The organism is Halorarum halophilum, assembly GCF_013401515.1.
Classification (GTDB): Archaea; Halobacteriota; Halobacteria; order Halobacteriales; family Haloferacaceae; genus Halorarum; species Halorarum halophilum.
Genome location: NZ_CP058529.1, coordinates 3,095,211 through 3,116,096, shown reverse-complemented (window position 1 = coordinate 3,116,096; position 20,886 = coordinate 3,095,211). Strand labels below are relative to the sequence as shown.

Below are 20,886 nucleotides of genomic sequence, written 5' to 3'. Positions count from 1 at the left end.
AGGAACTACCACGACCCAGTGGAATAAACCTTCGGAACGAGTTCGACGTTGTTCTCCTGAACAGAGGTTCAGAAGCACACCGTCCATCGAGATGGCTAATCGGAAGGAAATTTCTGTGCGAGAACGCATTTTTGCCAAAGATTAATGAATCGGACGGGTTAACCCTGTGCGTGAGTATGTCAGACGCTGACGCACCGGACGCGGAAGGGGACGCATCGACCGAGATCGAGCGTCTCGACAGGGAGTACGTCTTCGGAACGTGGTCGTACCAGAAGGAGGTGAGCCCGACGGAGGTGACCGGCGCCGAGGGGGTCCGTTTCACCGACGCACGCGGCAACGAGTACCTCGACCTCTCCGGCCAGCTCATGTGTTCGAACCTCGGGCACTCGGCCGACGCCGTCGCGGACGCCATCGCCGAGCAGGCCCAGGAGGGCGCCTACTTCGCCCCGGGGTTCACCACCGAGGCCCGCGCCAGGCTCGGCGAGAAGCTCGCGGCCGTCACCCCCGGCGACCTCTCGAAGACGTTCTTCTCGACCAGCGGGACGGAGGCCATCGAGGCCGCGATCAAGATGGCCCGCCTCTACACGGGGAAGCACAAGATCGTCTCCCGGTATCGGTCGTACCACGGTGCGACCTACGGCTCGATCAGCGTCACGGGCGACCCGCGACGGCTCCCGGCCGAACCGGGCATCCCCGGGGCGATCAAGGCGCCCGACCCGTACGACTACGGGTCGACGCTCGACCCGATGGAGAGCGTGGAGTACATCGACGAGATGTTGATGCTGGAGGGCGATACGGTCGCGGCAGTGCTCGTCGAGCCGATCGTGGGCTCGAACGGCATCCTCGTCCCCCCCGACGACTACCTCCCGCGCCTCAAGGAGATCGCCCACGACCACGACACCCTGCTCATCTGTGACGAGGTGATGAGCGGCTTCGGCCGGACCGGGGAGTGGTTCGGCTGCGACGTCTTCGACGTGACGCCCGACATCATGACGATGGCGAAGGGGTTGAGCGGCGCGTACGCCCCCCTCGGCGCGACAATCGTCAGCGACGACGTCGCCGAGCACTTCGAGGACAACATGCTCGTCCACGGGCACACCTACGCGGGTCACCCCGTGACCGTTGCGGCCGGCCTCGCCGCCGTCGAGACGTACGAGCGGGAGAACCTCGTCGAGCACGCCGGCGAGGTCGGCGACTACCTCGGCACCCGGCTCGACGAACTCGCCGAGGACCACCCCAGCGTGGGCGACGTCCGCGGCGTCGGCCTGTTCCGCGGGATCGAACTCACGAAGCGCGCCGACGAGCGGGTCCCCTTCGGTCACCGCGAGGACAAGCTCTCGACCGGCACGACCGTCGTCGACGAGGTCACGCAGGACGCCTACGAACGCGGCGTCTACGTGGCCAGCATGATCAACACGCTCATCATCGCGCCGCCGCTGACGATCACCGAGTCGGACGTCGACGAGGCCGTCGCCGTCCTCGACGAGGCGCTCGCGGTGTCCGACGAGGCCATGGAGGAGTGAACGGGTTCTCGCGCCGCTCACTCCGGAATCTGTCGCACCCCTCGTTGGCCGACTGGCTCGCTTAGTGGGGGTGGGATCGAATCGGCTCGCGTTCCCCGCTCACCTGTTCGCGATGTACCGTGCGAGGATAGCGAGTGGAACGAGCGGGATCGCGGTCGCCGTGACGATGAGAACGACGAGGATCACCAGTTTCACCCCGGTGCTGGAGTCGTCCCAGACGCTCCTCGTCACATCGTCGATCCCCCGCGCGATCCGTTTGATTCGTCCAGCCATCTGTATGGGTGCTCTAGGGTCGTCTCTTCCTTATCACTGTCCCCGCATCCGGCGCCGAACCGCCCGGCCACGGGAACTGGGTACCGTGAGTCAGTGCGGCCGTCGACCCGGCACGACTCGCGACTCACGAGCGCAGTGAACTGGGGAGGAACGATCGATCCGAGGAGTGATTCGATTCAGTCGCTCGCCGGGCCTATCGGTCGAGGATCGGCTCCTTCAGGTCGGCCACCGCCGCCATAATGGCCTCGACGTTCTCCGTCCCGACGCCGTTGGTTCGAAGCGCCCGTTCGAGATACGTCGCGACGGTGTCGAAGTCCTCCTCGTCGATGTCGAGGTGCGCGTGCGCCTCGCGCATGTCGGCGCCGGAGTAGTCGGTCGGCCCCCCGGCGACCGAACTGATGAACTGCGCCTGGTGTGCTCGGAGCTCCCGCATGTCCATTCCCTCGAAGTACTCGGCGAGTTGCTCGTCCGACAGTACGCGGTCGTAGAAGTCGTCGACGACGTTTTCGACCGCTTCCCGACCGCCGATCTCGTGATAGATGGTCCCGGACATTGCCGTACGCCGACCGTCGGCCGCTCCCCGGATACCCCCTCTCGCTAGCCCGTTCGGGTCTATAAGTGACCGACTGCTACCGGGTCGCGTCGGCGGCGGGTCGGCTGGTGAGTAGCTGGTCCAGCAGCTTCGACTGGGTCGTCGCGAGATGTTCGCTGAAGGTCCCCACCGAGATGCCGAGCGCGGCCGCGACGTCGGTAGAAGTGGCCTCCTTCGGCTGCTCGAAGTACCCCATCTCGTGGGCCGTCCGGAGCACCTCGTACTGGCGGTCGGTGAACGCGGACCGGTCGACGAGCACGAGCGTCCGCTCGTCGTCGGGCGCGGAGCGCGTGAGTCGGCGAACCCGGACGGTCTCGCAGCGGGAACGGAGGTCGGCGACGATCGTTCGAACCGTCTCGACGCTCGGAACGATGAACGAGACGTGCAGCGTCCCCGCCTCGGCGTGCATGTCGCGGATCGGACAGCCGTGGGCTGGGAGTCGGGTACACGGACAGTCGCCGTCGGCTTCGAACCGATAGACTGACCGCGAGCCGTCCACGAACACGGCGTCGACCTCGTTGGGTACCGAACTGCGATCGTGGGGGTCGGTGACCGTCGCCTCACTGATGGCCCCCTCATCCGCGTCCCGTCCCCCGCTGACGATGGACTCCACCGTGACCTCCGCGCTCAGCGCGGTGACCGGGCAGGTTTCGACGCCGTCAACGGAGAGCTGCGCGTGGATCCCCCTGTCCATGTGCCGGCGACGGACGGCACCGTCTAATGTGCCCCGACATGGAGTCCAGGGTCGATCGACGCCGACCCTGACGACTGTCCCGGGCGACGTGTTCTCGCAGGGGGACCTGCAGGTGCTCCCCGGCAAGTACCGAATCGGAGTGGGCGGCGCGGAGGCGGAGCGAACGCTGACGATCGAGTGACGCGGCCGCCGTGTCGGACGCGGCCCCCATCGGGGCCGGGCTACCGCCGGGTGGGGATTCGTCACTCCCGACGGGACCCACGTCCCCAAGCATGACCCCAGCCAAACAGGTCGGATGGGATCCAGCGTGCGCGTCCACTCCGGGAACCCAGGGCGAAGAGCCTCGTCGGTGATCTCACGGACCTCGACCGCGTCCCATCGCGTATGCGGTTCAACGCGGCGAAATCAGCACCAGCGCCCGTCCGAGTCTCCGGCATCGTCGGTGAGCGCTGCACCGCGAACGCCGCCTCGCTGGGACCGGTGGCGGGCGGCTCGAGACCTGATCGAGGGGGGACGGAATGGGTCTGAAGGAGGCGCTCCTGTACCGGACGTTCGGACGACCCCGGGGGCTCCTCGGACGACTCGGCGGGCGGCTGATGACGGGGCGCGACAAGCGCGAGATGGCCGAGTGGGTCCTCTCGGGACTCGCCGTCGAGCCGACCGACCGCGTCCTCGAAGTCGGCTTTGGGCCGGGAATCGGCATCCAGACGGCAGCCGACGCCGCGCCCGAGGGTCTGGTGGCGGGCGTCGATTACTCGCGGGAGATGGTCGAGATGGCGCGAACGCGCAACGCCGAGGCCGTCGACGCCGGCCGAGTTGACCTCCGATACGGTCCCGCCGACGACCTTCCCTTCGATGACGCGGCCTTCAACGCCGCGTTCTCGATCAACTCGATGCAGGTGTGGCCCGACGCCGCCGCCGGGCTCCAGGAGATCCGACGGGTCCTGCACCCCGGCGGACGACTTGCTTTGGGGTTCACGCCGATCGCCGGGCAGTCGTCGGGCGAGTTGCGGCCGCTCCTCGAGCGGGCTGGATTCGACGACGTTCGGGTCGAGGAGGGGGAACTGGGAACCCGTGCTTTCGCGACGAAGTGATCGGTTGACCTGCTGGTGTGGCGTTCCGACAACCAGCCCCCCACGAGCAGGAGCGCGAGGGCGACGACGCCGGCGGCGGTAAACAGTGCCCCGGCGTTCGTCGCGGCCCGCTCGACGCCGGTCGCCTCTAGCCCGCCGGCGAGGCGCCGACTCGACACGTTGGTCAGGGCCGATAGGACGAGCCAGAGGCCGATCATCGTCAGGACGAGGGTTCCCCGCAAACTGGAGAGCAAGGCGTCGGTCGTGTATCCCTGCCCGACCATGTACATCCCGGTCAGGAACATGACGACTGGAGCCCCCTTCGAGAACAGCGAGAACCGGCTCGTGAACCACCGTAGGGCGTCCGCGTCGAGGCGGCCGTCGCGCGCCCCCGGGACGACCAGCGTGGCCATGAACACGGTCCAGCCGGCCCACACGCCGGCGGTCATCAGGTGCAGTACGCGCATCGCCGCGTCGAGCGTCACGGTGACCATGGGAGGACGACGGGGGGACGCACAGTGGGCGTTCGCTCGAACATGTTCTCGGTGCGGGGGGCGCCGAGACGTCACGAGGGGTCGACGCGTGCGAACAGGCCGGGATACTCGACGACGAGACCGTCCGCGTCGACCACCAGTTCGGCGGAGAAGTCGCTATCGATGGCGTCGTACCGATACCGACCGCCGTTCTCATCGACCGGGTCGAGACAGGTATATCGCTGGGCGTCGGCCTCGACGCGGAGCTCCGGAACGTCCAGATAGGCGACCGTCAGGTCCGCCGACTCGCCGGGGTCGAGGTCCAGCCTCCGAATCGGCAGGGTGTTGGTGAACGGCGTCGCCGAGACGTCGACGTCGACCGCCCCCCGCAGCGCCGGGAGTTCGTCGCCGCGCCCGTCGATCCACGTCCCGTCGCCGTCCGCGCGGAGCGTCATCGACGTAGCTGACGGACCGAGCGTCTCGACGGAGACTCGCTCCGGCCGCCAGTGACGATCGCAGTCGATCTCGTAGCGGATTCGGAACGGGGTCCCGTTGCTCGTTCCGAGGACGACGCCCTCCGCGGCGATCCCCGCACGGTCCTCGCCGACCTGAAGGTGTTCGAGCCCGACCTCGTCGACCGGTGTCCAGAACACGTGGTTGAACATCTCCTACCGCTACTCCGGGCAGGAACAACCGTCTACCGGAAGGCGAGGGGATCGTTCGAGGCGACCGGTTCGAGACGGAAGTCGTCCGGAGTACGCCCCCGACCGTCACCGAGCTTCGGACCGTCCTGCTCGTCCGTGAAACGCGGCCCGGTTCACCGAGGCGTCGCTTGTGTCGATTCGGCACCTCGGGCACGCCACGCGACTCCGATACCAGCGAGCAGCACGAGTACGATAACCACGTGATACACGACGTCCGGGACGGTACGGGGGCCGACGCCGACGAACATCGTCCAGAGTCCGACGAGCGTCCCGAGTAACGCGAACGCCTGCACGGCCGTGGCGGCGGTGAACGTCGAGCGCTGACGGACCCACGTCGTCACCAGGCCGACGAGCAGGACGGCGCCGATCACGGTTTCGGCTATCCTCGCCTCGTAGTGTGCGTATCCGTCGACGAGCGCACCCGCGTGGACCGCGGCAGCGAGGAAGAAGGACGCGGCCTCGACACCGAGCAACGCGCGCACCAACTGCTTCGGGGGGATACCAGCGACCCGTCGGGCCTGGTCGTGCTGCGGTTCTCTGCCCCGGCTCGTGGCGTTCTCCGGTGGCCCTGGTTCGGACGGTTCCATAGTGTATCGAACGTGTGGCGTCGCTATGGCTGTGTGCTCGAACATGTTCGAGGTGACGTGAATACGGAGGGGACCCATAGACGGAGTATATGCCCAGCGCGCGAGTGAGGTTCAGGCCCCCTGGCGACCACCTCGGCGGGCCGTTCAGGATCTCGGCCGAGTACCCTGACGACGAGTTCCGGATCCTGAGCGCATACCCGCACGACGGCGGGCTGCTCGTGATCATGGAAGCGAGGACGGCGGACCCGACCGTAGTCGACGACCTCTTCGGCGGGGCTCCGGCGCCGATTTCCCACGAGGTGCTGCACGCCGACGAGCAGACGGTACTGGTCCAGTTCTCGCTTCCGTTCGTTCCCCCGCCGTACCGCGCCGTCCTCTCGTCGGGGAACCTGCCGCAGTTCCCTCACACCCTCGAGGACGGGTGGATGGTCTGTGAACTGACCACCTCCCAGGAGCGGCTGTCGCAGTTCAGGGACGAACTCGAGGCCACCGGCTTCGCCTTCCAGGTCGACTGGGTCAGACAGTCGGTCGACCCGACCAACCTCCTGACCGACCGCCAGCGGCGGTTCGCGACCGCGGCGATCGAACGGGGGTACTACGATACCCCGCGCGGGTGCTCGCTCACCGACCTCGCGGACGATCTCGGGGTCAGCAAGTCGACGGCGAGCGTGGTGCTTCACCGCGCCGAGGAGACTATCGTCAAGGAGTTCTTCACGGAGCTAGTCGAGTAGCCTGCATCCGGGCCGGTACGACGATCGGTCGAATCAGGGCACTGGGCTTCGGTCGATCCGTTCTACCTGAAGGGATTCGTGCAGCGGGGGAGCGGTGGCGCAGTGAGGCGTTTCGATCGCTCGTGATCCCCGCGAACGCGTGCCCGACGGAACATGTTCGCGCGAACACTCGTGAGGCGATAGAACCATAGATCAGCCGATGGCATCATCACCGGACCTGTCGGATCGCGCCGTGCTGGTGACGGGTAGTTCGTCCGGGATCGGCCGGACAACGGCCGTGGCCTTCGGACGGGAACAGGCGCGCGTCGCGATCACGTATCGTTCCAACGAGAAAGGGGCGGCGGAGACCGCTGATCGCGTGCGCGAGGCTGGCGGCGACGCATTCGTCGTCCGGTACGACATGACCGATAGGGACTCGATCGACGCGGCCGTCGGGGCGGTGATCGACCGCTGGGGAACCGTCGACGTGCTTGTCAACAACGCCCTCCCGTCGGGCGTCGGACCCACGCCGTGGGCGGAACTCGCCGACGGCGAGTGGGAACGGACCGTCCACGGGGTTCAGGACGGCGTCTTCCATACCGTTCGCGCCGCGATCCCGGCGATGCGTGAGGCCGGCTGGGGCCGGGTCGTCACCATCTCCTCGCTGTCGGCCGAGGACGGCACCGCCGGCATGGCGGCGTACGCGGTGGCGAAGGCCGGGCTTCACGGCCTGACCGGGGTCCTGGCCGACGAGTTCGGCGAGGACGGCGTCCTCTCGAACGTGGTGATGCCTGGGATGGTGCTGACCGAGAAGAACATGGAGCGACCCGAGGAGGTCCACGAGGCGGTCGCCGAGCGGACGCCGAGCGGACGCATCTCCACGCCGGAGGACGTGGCCAATTTGGTGGTGTTTCTGGGCTCGGAGGCGAACGGGAACATCAACGGGGCGGTCATACCCGTCTCAGGCGGGATGTAGCAGAAATCACACTCCAACGGGAGCGGTCTGGCCCGTTCGTCGGCGCCATACCCACCCCCTCGCCTATGACGTCTAGATATCGCAGCTGAAAGTCAATCGATATACATATAGCAGATTATCTGTAACCCGGCAGTCATGCGTATCAGTCACCAGCAGACGTCTGCAATTATCTTCTCCCTCCTGCTGATTTTGAGCGCGACGACCGTTGGAATTGCGTTCCCCGCTTCTACACCGAGCGAGGGCGTTCCCGCTTCTTCGAGCCAGATCGATTCGCTCTCACAGCGCGAGGCAGCGTTCTCCGCCCTCCAGGACACGACGGTGAAGGGGAAGCCGGGCCAGAAAGAGGAACTCCTGACCGCACTGAATCGAACGGTCGCCGCCTACGTCGGGCCGAACCGCGTCGACGACTCCGTGTTCGCGGCCGATAGGCGGATCGTCACGCGCACACAGCGCGACGCACCGGGCGTCGCCGAGGGAATCGCCGACGCGGACGAACGACTCGCGCGCACTGCGCTCGCCGACACGGAAGCCGCCCACGACGAACTCTCCGCCGATTCGAACGTCACCTACGACGAGGCGAGCGTCGAGCAGGAACTCTCGCGAGCACGGACCGCACTTGCGAACGGCGGCGACACCCCAGTCGCGCGCGTTCAGCGCTACCGACGCGCCTGGCAGCACGCCCAGACCGCACTCGACACGATGGACCGGGCGGTTACCCCCCGCGTCTCGATCACCACGCGTGCGGACCCCCGACACGCCGAGTCGATCACCTACCGGCTGAACGGGACCGTCACCGACGTCCGGACGTTCGAGATTCGAACGGTGACCGTCACGTTCGCCGACGGCACCGCGAAGGGGGTCAAACTGGAGCGCGGACCCGCGCCGTTCGCGACGGGCAGGTTCAACACGACGCTCACGCTGGACAAGCCGGTCAACGAGATCACCGTCGACGCGACCGACGAGAATGCCCACCTGGGCGCGCGTGAGCGGGGGGCGAAGGGGAACCGTGGGGACGGGAACGACGGCGCCGGCAGTGACGAGGAACGCTCATCGTCGACCGGCAGCGACACGCTCCTGCTCGACGCGGACGGGCTCCCGGACAGCTACGAGCGGTCGGTCGTCGGCACGTCGCCGCTCGATATGGACAGCGACGCGCCGACGACGAACGTCTCGGAGGCCGACGACGGAATCGTCGACGGCGCGGAGGACTTCGACGGCGACCGCGTCACCACGGTCGTCGAGTACCACGCCGGAACCGACCCGTTCGACGTCGACACCGACGACGACGACCTCACCGACTGGTTCGAGCTCTCCTACGAGCACCTCGACCCCCTCGCCGCGGACACCGACGGTGACGGGGTGCCGGACGGACAGGACGACACCGAACCCGACGGGCTCACCAACGTCCGCGAGCAGCGACACGGGACGAACCCGAACGTCGTCGATACGGACGGCGACCGGCTCACCGACGCGTACGAGGTGGACACGACGCTGACGGTCCCGACCGTCGCGGACAGCGATTCCGCTCGGACCGGGACGAACGAGTCCGGGGACGGGGTGTCCGACGGCGCGGAGGACTTCGAGAACGATACGCTCGCCACAGCATTGGAGCAGAACGTCTCGACCGATCCGTTCGACCCGGACACGGACGACGACCGGCTGCGAGACGCGTTCGAGCACGCGTACGACACGATCGACCCCACGACGAACGATACGGACGGGGACGGCACCCTCGACACCTGGGAGGACCCGGACGGCGAGACGCTCGTCAACCTCCACGAACAGTCGAACGGGACGGTTCCCACCGACGCCGACACTGACGACGATTTCCTGACGGACGCCTATGAGGTGGGGACGACGCGAACCGATCCGACCGACGTCGACAGCGACTCGACGCGGACGAACCGTTCGGAAGCCGACGACGGCGTCCGCGACGGGGCGGAGGACTTCGACGGGGACGCGCTGGCGACCCGGATCGAGCAGAACGTCTCGACCGACCCGTTCGACGCGGATACGGACGACGACACCCTGACGGACCTCTTCGAGCATCGCTTCGCGACGGTCGATCCGCTCCGCAGGGACACGGACGGCGACGGCGTCCCCGACGGGCGGGAGGACCCCGACGACGAGGGGCTCGTGAACGTCGGCGAACAGCGGTACGGGACGCTCCCGCTCGACCCCGACACGGACGCGGACAACCTCACCGACTACTACGAGGTAGACACGACGAAGACGAACCCGCTCGTTCCCGACAGCGACACCGGGAGGACGGTTCCGGACGAGGCCGGTGACGGCGTCGTCGACGGGAGCGAGGACTTCGACGGCGACGGGCTCGCGAACGCGATGGAGTTCGCAGCCGAGACCGATCCGTTCGACCCGGACACGGACGACGATGGGCTCCGCGACGGCTTCGAGCAGGCCTACGACACGCTGTCCCCGCTCACGAACGACACCGACGGGGACGGCACGCTCGATGCGGTGGAGGACCCGGACGGCGACGGGCTGGTCAACATCGACGAACAGGCAGCGGGCACGAGTCCAGTCGACCCCGACACGGACGGCGATACGCTGACGGACGCCTTCGAGGTGGAGCGGTCGCTCACCTCGCCGCTCGCGGTCGACAGTGACAGTGCGGGGACGAACGCGAGCGAGGGCGACGACGGCATCACCGACGATGCCGAGGACCTGGAGAACGATTCGCTGACCAACGCCCGCGAGCAGGAACTCGACACGGACCCGCTGCTCGCCGACACGGACGGGGACGGCCTCACGGACGCGTACGAGGTCCGAACGACGAAGACTGACCCGCTCTCGAACGTCAGCGATTCCGCGGTCACGAACGCCGACGAATCGGCGAACGATGTTCCGGACGGGCTCGAGGACTTCGACGCCGACCAGGTCGAGTCGCACTACGAGGAGGTGTTCGGCACGGACCCGTTCGACGACGATACGGACGGCGACGGCGTCACCGACGGCTTCGAAGTCCGCTTCTCGGTGCTCGACCCACTCAGCGAGGACAGCGACGGTGACGGCGTCGGGGACGCCAGGGAGGACGGCGACGGCGACGGCCTCGAAACCGCAGCCGAGGAGCGTGCGGGAACGGACCCGACCGCGACCGACACGGACTTCGACACGCTGAACGACTCCGTCGAACTGGCCGAGCACGGGACGGACCCGCGCTCGCCGGACACCGACGACGACGGGCTCCGTGACGACGAGGAACTCGAGCTCGGGACCGACCCGCTCGTCGGGGACACGGACGACGACGACGTCCCCGACGGTGAGGAGACGTTCACCACGACCACAACGAACGAGTCAGTCGGCGCCTCGGTGTCGATCACGGGTCAGGGGAACGTGGCGGAGTCGGTCACCGTACGGAACAGTACGGACGCGATGGTCACGAGCGACGCCGTCGCGTCCGTCGCGGCCTCGAAGCCGCTCGACTTCACGGCCGGGCGGGAGTTCGACGAGGCGACGCTCACGCTGTCGTACGACGAGTCGACCGTGAGCGGCGAGTCCGACCTGGCGGTGTTCCGGTGGAAGCCGGACGCCCAGACGTTCGAGGAGGTCCCGTCGACGGTCGACGCGGCGAACGACACGGTCAGCGCGACGACGCCGCACTTCTCGATCTACATCGTGTTCGACGGGCAGTGGTACCCGACGCAGTTCTCGACCGGGGACGACTCCGGCGGGTCGAGTGACTCCGGCTCCGGCGGGTCGGGCGACGATCAGGAACGGAGGATCATCGACGGCGGGTTCTCCGATCTCGACGACTGGACCGCGATCGGCGACGTCTCCACCGACGGCACCGACGCCGTCGTGGAGTCGGACGCGCCGAGCGTCGACGACGGGGGAAGCGGTGGTGACGATGGCGATGACGGTGATGACGGCGGTGACGATGGCGACGATGGCGACGACGGCGACGACGACGATGACGACCGCTGTTACACCGGCGGCTGCATCGTCTCGCTCTCGGGGAGTGTAGCCACCTCGTCGTCGAGCGGGACGACCTCGACGCTCGAACGCGGCGTCACCTTCGAGGACGACGCGGCCGACGCGACGGTCAGCGTCACGGTCGAGGGCGACGCCACGGCGGACAGTACGTCGGACGCGGCGGCGGTCGTCGAGACGACCGGCGGCGACCGGGAACTGTTCCAACTCGACAGCGGCACCAGCGGGACGGTCACGCGGGAGGTCGACCTCTCGAAGGTCGGCGGCGACACGGTCACGGTTCGATTCACCGCCTCGAACGGTGCGACGCTCCGCGTGAGCGACGTGACCGTCTCCGCGACGCACGACAGCGACGGTGACGGGCTGACGAACGCGAGGGAGACGGGCGGGTTCACCCTCGGGACGGGCGAGACGATCTACACGAACCCGTACTCGGCGGACACGGACGGCGACGGCCTCTCGGACGGCAGGGAGATCGACGGGCCGGCGGAGAACGACTACGGGACGTACACCAGGCTGGACAGCGACCCGACCACGGTCGACGGCGACGGGGACGGCCTCACCGATTACGAGGAGACCTACGAACAGCAGTCGTACCGCGTCACCACTTCCGCCGAGGACTCGCGCGCACTCCTGCAGGCCGAGAGCGCCGACGAGATGGTCGCGGAACTCGAATCCCGCTCCGCGTGGACCGATCCGATGCGGACCGACACCGACGACGACGGCCTCTCGGACTCCCGCGAGGTCGCCCTGAGCACGAACCCCGACGATGCCGACTCGGATGGCGATGGCGTCACGGACGGTCGGGAGGTCCACCGGTGGGAGACGGACCCGACGTTGCACGACTACCGGCCGCCGGCGGTCACCATCCACCAGGCGAAGTACGGCACGGAGGACCTCCACTCCGAGTACGCCATCCTCTACTCGGCCGAGGACCCAAGCGGCGTTTCGGAGGTGCGGTTCATCAAGGAGGGCGACGTTCAGGAGGCACTCGACTTCGACGGCCGGCCGCAGAACATCGGCGGCCGGGTGTACTTCGAGGTCGGCTTCCTGGAGACAAGCGCCGACGTGGTGACGGGGACGACCGTGGACGTGACCGCGACGGACGCGCACCAGACGGAGACCCGGATGGTCGCGCTCGAACGGGCGAACTTCTACGGCAACCTCGTCGAGGAGTACGACTACCCCAGCCTCAACACGCCGGCTGCCGCGTGGGGACTGGGCGCGGTCTCCGGGTATGCTGCGAGCTGGGGGTCGACCGTTCGCGGCGCCAAACAGGGTGTGGAGGGGACCTACGAAGTGTATCAGTCACTCCGTGAGAACCCTGTCGAGTACCTCCAGGGCGTCACGGAAATCATCGACATCCTGGAGCAGTACGGCCTGCTGGACATTCTGATCAACGCGTTCTTCGGCCCGATTCATGAGCTCCAAGAGACGAACAACCCGTACGACAAGGCAGAAAACCCCGAGTTGTATACGAAATACAAGGTCGGCTGGTACGAGGCGTACGTCGTCGGGAAAGTCGCGCAAATCGTCGTTACCGCAACTGGGAGCAGGGTCGTCGCCAACTCACGATACACTAAGAAGATCGACGACGTGCTCGGCGACCGGTCGACGACCTATCGCTCCCTGAAGGGGCTGAAACACCGGAAGGATGCGGCCGAGGTGTTCGTCGTCACGAAACTCGTGGAGGGGGCCGGACGCGTCGGGTCCGGGACGGTTCGCGGGGCGAAGACCGTTGGCTCGAAGGTGCAGGTCTGGCAGTTGAGCCGGCAGGTGGACGTCGACGGGACTGACCTCACCACCACCGAACAGCAGGCGCTTCGGGTGTACCTCCAGACGACCGGGCAGGACGGCGTCCGGACGCTCAATCGTATGGATTCCGAGACGCGGCGCGACCTGCTGAACCTCGGCACGCGGTGTTCCGTCCCTGCATCGGGCGGGTACAGCACGTTCACACCGAGGGACTGTGGGCTCTCCGAGGCGGAACTGGAGGACCTTCGGACGAACTATGCCCGACACGCCGACGATCACGAAGCGTTTGCTGAGACCGTTGATGGACTCGACCCGAGGACGAAGCGTGACCTCTACGAAGCCATCGCCGACGCGGACGCCGAGACGAGCGAGGACATCGTCTGGATGGCCGAGCATATTTCCGCTGGGCGGATCAATGAGCTGGACTCTCAGGGGCTTAGCCTACGGGAACACGCAAGAGGACTGAGTATCTATGTGAGGTCCGGGAAAACCGTCGGTAAAAATCGAGGAGATATGGCAGAAATTATAGCCCAAGAAACTGTTTTGGCTAAATACCGTGCAGAAGGGAACCTTGTTCCTTTCGGCGAGAACAAGGGAATCATCGTGAGAACTGCGACAGGAGAAGAATACGAATTCGATCACATGGTCCTCGGAGACAATGGCGGAGTTAAATATATCTTTGAAACAAAGTCGGTCCGCGGCCAACCTGGGGCGTCCGGCCAAATCCAGTCGAATCTAGTGGAGCTTGAGAACAATGGAGGTGTCCACGAAGTGAGTCCCAACAGTCTGGAACTCACGGATGACGACCTCCCAGATCCATTTAGGGACAGTGATAAATTACGAAGTGTTGGGCCGTCAGATGCATACGACGAGCAGATTCCATTCAGCGAAGAGCAACTCAGTGCGTTATATGAAACTGCACAGGAGATGAAATAATCATGGACCTTCGTTTAGTTGTCCCATCCGGCATGACTGCAGACGACATCCGGGAGTACTACAATCAGTATCATGGTGCAGGACCCGATTCTTCAGACCACGAAGCGGGGTCTGAGACCGCTGAGAGATTAATCACCAATTGGGATGAAAGCGAGTATCTCCTTGTGGAAACGATTCCGAGGGACCTGATTGAGGAGTATGGAGCCGAACGGTTGTACGATATTCTCATCGACAGCGGAGAGGCTCGAACGATATTCGGCAAAGATATTGCAAATCTAGTGGTGATTATCGACGAATATGCAGAGCAGGCCGATCACGAAAACGTAGGACGAGCGAGTGTGCAGGAAACTGTATCCAAACAAGTACTCGCATTATGTCAGTTCGCGAGAGATAAGGGTTACGGGATTCGACTCTATGACTGAGAGCAGATATTCACCTCGTCGTTGACAAGAAAAGAGATGAAACCGGCAACGATGTCCGAGCTAACGCTATTCAGAAACGATAGAGAATTGAGAGGACGGCAGAACGAACCACCATTTCGAGAAGGTACAGGTGATGAACGCACGCCACACTACCATCTCAGCTTGGGCTATGCCGATTGACGATATAAGTCGGGACCTGTTCGCTGACGCGTTCCAGTTGGAGGAGGCAGGCGAGTACGGCGAAGCCGCCGAGCTGTACGCCCTTCGCGCCTTCGCCGGGCTACTCGAGTCCACGTTCCAACCGGGACGGACAATGCGATTGGCGTTCGCCCACACACTCGAAGCCATCAGCGCTGACGTCCGAGGAGGGAATCAGTCGCGTGCAGAGAACCTCTTCACGACCCTATCGCCGTGGTACGAGCCGATGATAGGGGACGCTGACGACCCCATCCTGGAAGGACTCCTCCACGAGTGGATGGGAGATGCACACCTCATGCTGGAGAGCGATGATGCAGTTCAGCGATATCAGGACGCGAAGCGGCTGTACGAGACGCAAGCGGAGCCAGGCCGTAACTGGGCGTTCGAGGAGGAGTTCGACTACGCGTATTGGGCGTTCGAATCGTTCGCCGAATCGAAAGGATACGCGATGCCCGAGGATGGGAAGCTAGATTTCCTCGGGCGCGTCGAATTCAAGATCGCCCTGGTCGAGGACGTTCTCCCTACGTAATCTCGCGGAATCGGAACGTACGGGTTAGAATTCAGTCTCACACGACGACGGGGACGGGCTCACCGATTACGAGGAGACCTACGAACAGCAGTCGTACCACGTCACCACTTCCGCCAAGGACTCGCACGCACTCCTCCAGGCGGAGAGCGCAGACGCGATGGTCGCGCAACTCGACTCGCCTGGACTGATTCGATAGGGACAGAGACGGACGACGACATCCAGACCCCGCCGACGGACCCGAACGAGCAGACAGCGTCCTCACAGCGGTGGGAACGCCCTGACGAGGTCGAAGGCCGGATCGGGTATGTAGTTCGTACAACTCTGAACGACCTCCGTGAAGCGATCCGTCCGCCGTACTCACGCTTTCGTACTTCGGACCCGAATGAGGGAGGTGGATGAGCGCCTACGAGATCGGGCTGATCGTTGTCGCCATCGCGCTCCTGGGGACAGCCGTCCTCCCACGGCTGCTCGAACACAAACCCCTCTCGTTTCCGATCGTATACGTCGCGCTCGGAGTACTCCTCTTTGCAGTCGTCCCCGGTGCGCCCGCCCTCGATCCGATCGGGAACGCCCATCTGACCGAGCGGATAACCGAGCTCGTCGTGATCGTCTCGCTCATGGGGGCGGGACTGAAACTCGACCGACCGTTCTCGCTACGAGCCTGGTCGGCCACCTGGCGATTGCTCGGAGTCGCGTTGCCCCTCACGGCCGGGGTGATGGCAATCCTCACGTGGCACCTCCTGGGGCTCTTGCCAGCCACGGCCATTCTGCTCGGCGCCGTGGTCGCTCCGACCGATCCGGTCCTCGCGTCCGGGATCGAGTCGGGCGCGCCGCTGACGGAACTCGAGGAGGAACGGGACCCGCAACACCGGTGGGGGACGGTTCGGTTCGCGCTCACCTCGGAAGCGGGCATCAACGACGGGTTGGCCTTTCCGATCACGAACCTGGCGATCGCCGTAGCCGGGGCGTCGCTCACCGGGGGGTCCTGGCTGATCGACTGGGTTCTCGTCGACGTCCTCTACAAGATCGGCGCGGGGCTCGTGTTCGGCTACGTGATCGGACACCTCATGGCCCGCTTCCTGTTTCGGCTCCCGACCTCGGAGAGCGTCGCCGAGATGATGGGGCGTGGCGGGGAGGTGATGGCGGGGGTCGAGGCGCTCGCGACGACGCTGCTCGCGTACGCGGTAACCGAGCAACTGGGCGGGTACGGCTTCATCGCCGTCTTCGTGGCCGCGCTGTCGCTCCGCCACTTCGAGTGGGAACACGACTACTACTTGGAGCTCCACGATTTCGCCGTCCTCGTCGAACGGCTGCTGATGGCGACGGTCCTCGTGTTGTTCGGGGGTGCCATCGCCGGGGGGTTGCTCGCACCGGTGACGTGGCTCGAAGGGCTGATCGGCTTGGCACTCCTCCTGGTGGTCAGACCGGTAACGGGGGTGCTCAGCTTCGTCGGAAGCGACGCCCCCTGGCCCGAACGGCTCGTCATCTCCACCTTCGGCATCCGCGGCATCGGCTCGTTCTACTACCTCTCCCACGCCCTGGCCGAATCGTCGTTTCGGGAGACGGAACTCCTCATCGCGGCGGAGGAGCTCTGGGCGTTCGTCGGATTCGTCGTTCTCACGTCGATACTCCTGCACGGGATCAGCTCCAGCCCGGTGATGAACGCCCTCGACCGGTCGAAACGTGGGCGGGAGGTGAGTCGAGCCGATGTCGACCAGTAGACGACCTTTGCCGTCGATGGATACCCCCGATTACGCGCGATCGGCCTGCTAGCCAAATCGAGCGAACCTAGCGATGGTATTCCCCTGTTTTTCATCCATCTCATCGAAGGAATACACGAGTCAAATGTGATGGTCATTCATAGCATATACAGTGAACATCTCCTCAGTATACGTTCCTCCTCCGCACGTGATGACCGCGGCCCACCGCCCTCCATCGAGCACTACGTACTCCGGGCCGAACGAGAGCCTCAACCTGACACCCAACCAGCGATAGTAACACTTGGGCATAATATACTGTTGTTCGGTATTTTCGCGTCGGCCGGCAGCGAGTCGGTGTTCCCGAGAGATGCGGAAGTGGAGGTCCACGTCCTGACGAGAAAGGAGTCGGATCGCGGCACCCTCGACGAAACGGGGACCTGACCCGACGGCGGACAGTTCGAGTTGTGGATCAGAGTCGATCTACGAATCGAGATATTTCGCTCCGAACGCCCCATGCGTCCGCTCCAACCGTGTTCACCGATCGTGTTATCGCCTATCTTGGTTGGAAAGCGCCCGTATCTCGTCGACGGTGTACTACGGCACCTGCTGGCGTTATTCGAGTGCGTGTCGGAATCGAGCATGGGACCCAGAAGCGAAACGGAAGCCGATAGCTTCCCCGAAATCATACATCAGATCTGGACATATAGAAATCGTTTCCGTAGTCCGTCAACTCTGCCAGCCCTGGTTCCAAACGCGTACTCTTCTCTGGAATCTGCTATTCGGAGAGTGCCACCACAATGCTGGTCGAACGTGGATGAACGCTACTTCACGACGACTTCCGGGTTTGTACCGTCGTGGCGGATGCGACGGCCTCGTTCGCCCGCCGTCGAACGACGAAGGTGGCCCGTTCACAGAAGATTCATGCCCCGATGTCACACACCTCCTCGCGTGCGTATCACCGACTACGAGCTGTTCGAGGTGCCGCCGCGCTGGCAGTTCCTCAGGCTGGAGACGAGCGACGGGCTGGTCGGCTGGGGCGAGCCCTACACCAAGTGGCACTTCGTGAACGGGAGCGCCCCCGCGACGCGGAGCGCGGTCGACCAGATGATCCAGCACTACGTGCTGGACGCGGACCCGGCACGGATCGAAGACATCTGGCAGTCGATGTACCGGAGCAGCTTCTACCGGGGCGGGCCGGTCCACATGAGCGCGATCGCCGGCATCGACGAGGCGCTGTGGGACATCAAGGGCAAGCGATGCGGGGAGCCGGTGCACGAACTGCTCGGCGGCCGCGTGCGCGATCGAATCCGCGTCTACGAGCACGTCTCCGTCCCCCACGACGAACCTGTCGCGGACGCGGCGGCCGCCGCGGCGCGGGAGGCTCGCTCAGCCGTCGACGAGGGGTACACCGCCGTGAAACTCGTGCCGACCGGCGGGCTGGAGCGAATCGACGTTCCCGCGACGATCGATCGCGCCGAGACCGTCGTCGGGGCCGTCCGCGAGGAGGTCGGGCCGGAGGTGGGCGTCGCGCTGGACTTCCACGGGCGGGCGTCGAAGTCGATGGCGGGGCGCCTGCTCGACGCGCTGGAACAGTTCGACCCGCTGTTCGTCGAGGAGCCCGTTCTCCCGGAGCAGGGTCCCGAACTCGCACGGCTGGCCGAGCAGACGACGGTCCCCCTGGCGACGGGCGAGCGGCTCTACTCCCGGTGGGACTTCCGACCCGTCCTCGAATCGGGCGCGGTGGACGTCGTCCAGCCCGACGTCTCGAGCGCGGGCGGCATCACCGAGACGCGGAAGATCGCCGCCGCCGCCGAGACGTACGACGTCGCCCTCGCGCCGCACTGTCCGATTGGGCCGCTGGCGCTCGCCGCGTCGTTCCAGGTCGACGCGTGCGCGCCGAACGCGCTCGTCCAAGAGCAGGTCGTCATCGGCGAGGACCGGCCGCTCTCGTACGTCGAGGACCCGAGCCCGTTCGAGCCGACGGACGGGTTCCTCGACGTTCCCGAGGGGCCAGGGCTCGGCGTCTCGATCGACGAGGAGCGGGTCCGCGACCTCGACGGCGAGGACCTCTCGTTCGAGCGGCCGGTGGGCCGGCGCCCGGACGGGAGCGTCGGCGAGCGGTGAACGACGGCGTGCTTCCGGTTCCAATGCTTTCGCACCCGCGAGCCACCTCCGGGTAGTTCGGCGGGTTCGACGTTCACTCAGTTCACGGTCACCCCCTCGATCGAGGCCGCCTACTCGACCGCATCGCCGAGTACCCCCTCGACCGCAACTTCACGTCGGCATCGCCGCCGATCGATGGTTCCGAGCGGTCGTACCCGTTCTCGACCCGTCGATACGTGCCGCCATGCGTTCTCCTGAGCCGATCCTAGTAGTTACAAATAGTACGAACGTAACGAGGAACTCCGTGTCGCGTCTCGGAACAGGGCCGTGAGCAACTCTGCAGGGTTCGTGACGCCGTTTCCTGTCACGTCCGAACCGACGAGAGTCACCGCCGTCGGCCGAATCGAAGGCGCTTCACCCGATCAATTCATTCGGAAGGCGGGAACGAGCGGTCGGGACGTTCCGACGGTTCGGACGGGTCCGCGTTTGTCCTGCCGAGCGTGTTCTTGGCGCACTCCGCACCTGACGCCTCGGATCGGGTATCCTGGACAGCCCCGCATCCGTTCCCGCCCTCGGAACGCACTGGTGGAACGGAGCGGGCGACTCCGCCACGAGAACCTGACCCGACCCCCAGCGGACCGGGCGATCGAATCTGTGAGGATCGCCTTCACCACCTCCGGACGCCGGCGAGCACGGTACGGGATCGACGACGGGAGCGGGCGACCGTATTTATGTGGGGCGAGCGGTGACGTACGACCGATGTCATGGGAGTTCGAGCGTGTTTCCGGCCCGCGCGACGCCACCGAGGGCCCCGTCTGGATGGACTGGGTGGTCCGGTTCACCGAGATCCGCAGGAATCAACTCCTCGAGTACGACCCCGAGACGGACGCGACGCGCGTGTACATCGACGAGACGGCAGGTGCCGTCGGGCTCCACGAGGGACTCGACGGAACGCTCTACGCCTGCGAGGCCGAGGGACACCGAATCGCAGCGCTGTCGCCCGAAGGGGCGACGACGGTCGTCGTGGACGAGTTCGAGGGAACGCCGCTCAACGGACCGAACGACCTGGAGATAGACGGCAAGGGGGACATCTGGTTCACGGATCCGGACGACATCGGCCGCGGAGAACTCGGTCACACGTCGGTGTATCGGGCCGAACGGGGGGACTCGGGGTGGGAACTCGTCCATCTGACCGACGAGATGGACCGGCCGAACGGGCTCCTGCTCTCGCCCGACGAGTCGAAGCTCTACGTCGCCGAGTGCACGTACGGCCCCGACCAGGACTGCGACCTGCGGGCCTACGAGATCTCGGCTGACGGGTCGCTCGGCGAGTACGAGGTGCTGCACGATTTCGGCGACCATCGCGGTATCGACGGGATGACGCTCACCGAGGAGGGAGCCATCGTCGCCTGCGCCGGGTGGGAGGAGAGCGGACCCGGCCCGTCGGTGTACGTCTTCTCGCCCGCGGGGGAACTACTCGCCCGCCACCCGTTCCCGGAGAACCGGCCGACCAACTGCACGTTCGGCGGACCCGACCGTTCCACCCTCTACGTGGCCGACCTGACGGGAAGCCTCCACAGCGCGGAGACGGAGCTGACCGGCTTCGACCGGTTCTGAGGCACGCGGGAACGGGCGGACGACACTGCTCGCGGGCGATGCTGCTCGCTCGAACGGTTCGTCGGCTTCC

General features: G+C 65.7%; 16 protein-coding genes. 11 read left to right on the top strand and 5 right to left on the bottom strand.

Annotated elements, in window-relative coordinates; genetic code table 11:
- The first annotated feature begins 176 nt into the window (after window positions 1–176).
- Window positions 177–1,523: an aminotransferase family protein gene (locus HUG10_RS15595; protein WP_179170450.1), complete on the top strand. Its 1,347-nt coding sequence runs from the start codon at window positions 177–179 to the stop codon at window positions 1,521–1,523.
- A 99-nt stretch (window positions 1,524–1,622) separates the two neighbouring features.
- On the opposite strand, the gene HUG10_RS15590 is transcribed toward HUG10_RS15595, so the two are convergent.
- The 3 genes from HUG10_RS15590 to HUG10_RS15580 form a co-directional block, all read right to left on the bottom strand.
- On the bottom strand, window positions 1,623–1,796 hold the full coding sequence (locus tag HUG10_RS15590) for a hypothetical protein (protein WP_179170449.1): 174 nt from the start codon (window positions 1,794–1,796) through the stop codon (window positions 1,623–1,625).
- Window positions 1,797–1,989: 193 nt separating this feature from the next.
- Complete coding sequence (locus tag HUG10_RS15585) at window positions 1,990–2,349, bottom strand: group I truncated hemoglobin (protein WP_179170448.1); 360 nt, start codon at window positions 2,347–2,349, stop codon at window positions 1,990–1,992.
- Window positions 2,350–2,425: 76 nt separating this feature from the next.
- On the bottom strand, window positions 2,426–3,082 hold the full coding sequence (locus HUG10_RS15580) for a helix-turn-helix domain-containing protein (RefSeq protein ID WP_179170447.1): 657 nt from the start codon (window positions 3,080–3,082) through the stop codon (window positions 2,426–2,428).
- A 28-nt stretch (window positions 3,083–3,110) separates the two neighbouring features.
- Here HUG10_RS15580 and HUG10_RS15575 point away from each other — a divergent pair, with 28 nt between their 5' ends.
- A complete protein-coding gene (locus HUG10_RS15575) occupies window positions 3,111–3,263 on the top strand; it encodes a hypothetical protein (protein ID WP_179170446.1) in 153 nt (50 codons plus the stop codon).
- Window positions 3,264–3,600: 337 nt separating this feature from the next.
- Window positions 3,601–4,176, top strand: a complete 576-nt coding sequence (locus tag HUG10_RS15570) for a class I SAM-dependent methyltransferase (RefSeq protein WP_179170445.1) — start codon at window positions 3,601–3,603, stop codon at window positions 4,174–4,176.
- Window positions 4,177–4,720: 544 nt separating this feature from the next.
- Here the strand turns inward: HUG10_RS15570 and HUG10_RS15565 are convergent.
- Window positions 4,721–5,293: a putative glycolipid-binding domain-containing protein gene (locus HUG10_RS15565; protein WP_179170444.1), complete on the bottom strand. Its 573-nt coding sequence runs from the start codon at window positions 5,291–5,293 to the stop codon at window positions 4,721–4,723.
- 152 nt (window positions 5,294–5,445) lie between these two features.
- Window positions 5,446–5,919: a hypothetical protein gene (locus HUG10_RS15560; protein WP_218780608.1), complete on the bottom strand. Its 474-nt coding sequence runs from the start codon at window positions 5,917–5,919 to the stop codon at window positions 5,446–5,448.
- Window positions 5,920–6,023: 104 nt separating this feature from the next.
- Here HUG10_RS15560 and HUG10_RS22040 point away from each other — a divergent pair, with 104 nt between their 5' ends.
- The 8 genes from HUG10_RS22040 to HUG10_RS15520 all read left to right on the top strand — a co-directional run bounded on the left by HUG10_RS22040 (window position 6,024) and on the right by HUG10_RS15520 (window position 20,816).
- The gene (locus tag HUG10_RS22040; protein ID WP_179170443.1) at window positions 6,024–6,650 is read left to right on the top strand and encodes a helix-turn-helix domain-containing protein; all 627 of its coding nucleotides are present in this window, start codon (window positions 6,024–6,026) and stop codon (window positions 6,648–6,650) included.
- Window positions 6,651–6,849: 199 nt separating this feature from the next.
- Complete coding sequence (locus tag HUG10_RS15550; RefSeq protein WP_179170442.1) at window positions 6,850–7,605, top strand: SDR family NAD(P)-dependent oxidoreductase; 756 nt, start codon at window positions 6,850–6,852, stop codon at window positions 7,603–7,605.
- A 135-nt stretch (window positions 7,606–7,740) separates the two neighbouring features.
- On the top strand, window positions 7,741–14,247 hold the full coding sequence (locus HUG10_RS15545; RefSeq protein WP_179170441.1) for a hypothetical protein: 6,507 nt from the start codon (window positions 7,741–7,743) through the stop codon (window positions 14,245–14,247).
- Window positions 14,248–14,279: 32 nt separating this feature from the next.
- Complete coding sequence (locus HUG10_RS15540; RefSeq protein ID WP_179170440.1) at window positions 14,280–14,669, top strand: hypothetical protein; 390 nt, start codon at window positions 14,280–14,282, stop codon at window positions 14,667–14,669.
- Between the two features lie 169 nt (window positions 14,670–14,838).
- Window positions 14,839–15,396 carry a hypothetical protein gene (locus tag HUG10_RS15535; protein WP_179170439.1) on the top strand — a complete coding sequence of 186 codons (558 nt, stop codon included), beginning with the start codon at window positions 14,839–14,841 and terminating at the stop codon, window positions 15,394–15,396.
- A gap of 395 nt (window positions 15,397–15,791) precedes the next feature.
- Entirely contained in the window at window positions 15,792–17,117 is a 1,326-nt protein-coding gene (locus tag HUG10_RS15530; RefSeq protein ID WP_179170438.1) for a cation:proton antiporter, read from the top strand.
- 927 nt (window positions 17,118–18,044) lie between these two features.
- Window positions 18,045–19,220: a galactonate dehydratase gene (dgoD, locus tag HUG10_RS15525; RefSeq protein ID WP_179170437.1), complete on the top strand. Its 1,176-nt coding sequence runs from the start codon at window positions 18,045–18,047 to the stop codon at window positions 19,218–19,220.
- Between the two features lie 738 nt (window positions 19,221–19,958).
- Window positions 19,959–20,816, top strand: a complete 858-nt coding sequence (locus HUG10_RS15520; RefSeq protein ID WP_179170436.1) for an SMP-30/gluconolactonase/LRE family protein — start codon at window positions 19,959–19,961, stop codon at window positions 20,814–20,816.
- The last annotated feature ends 70 nt before the right edge of the window (window positions 20,817–20,886 follow it).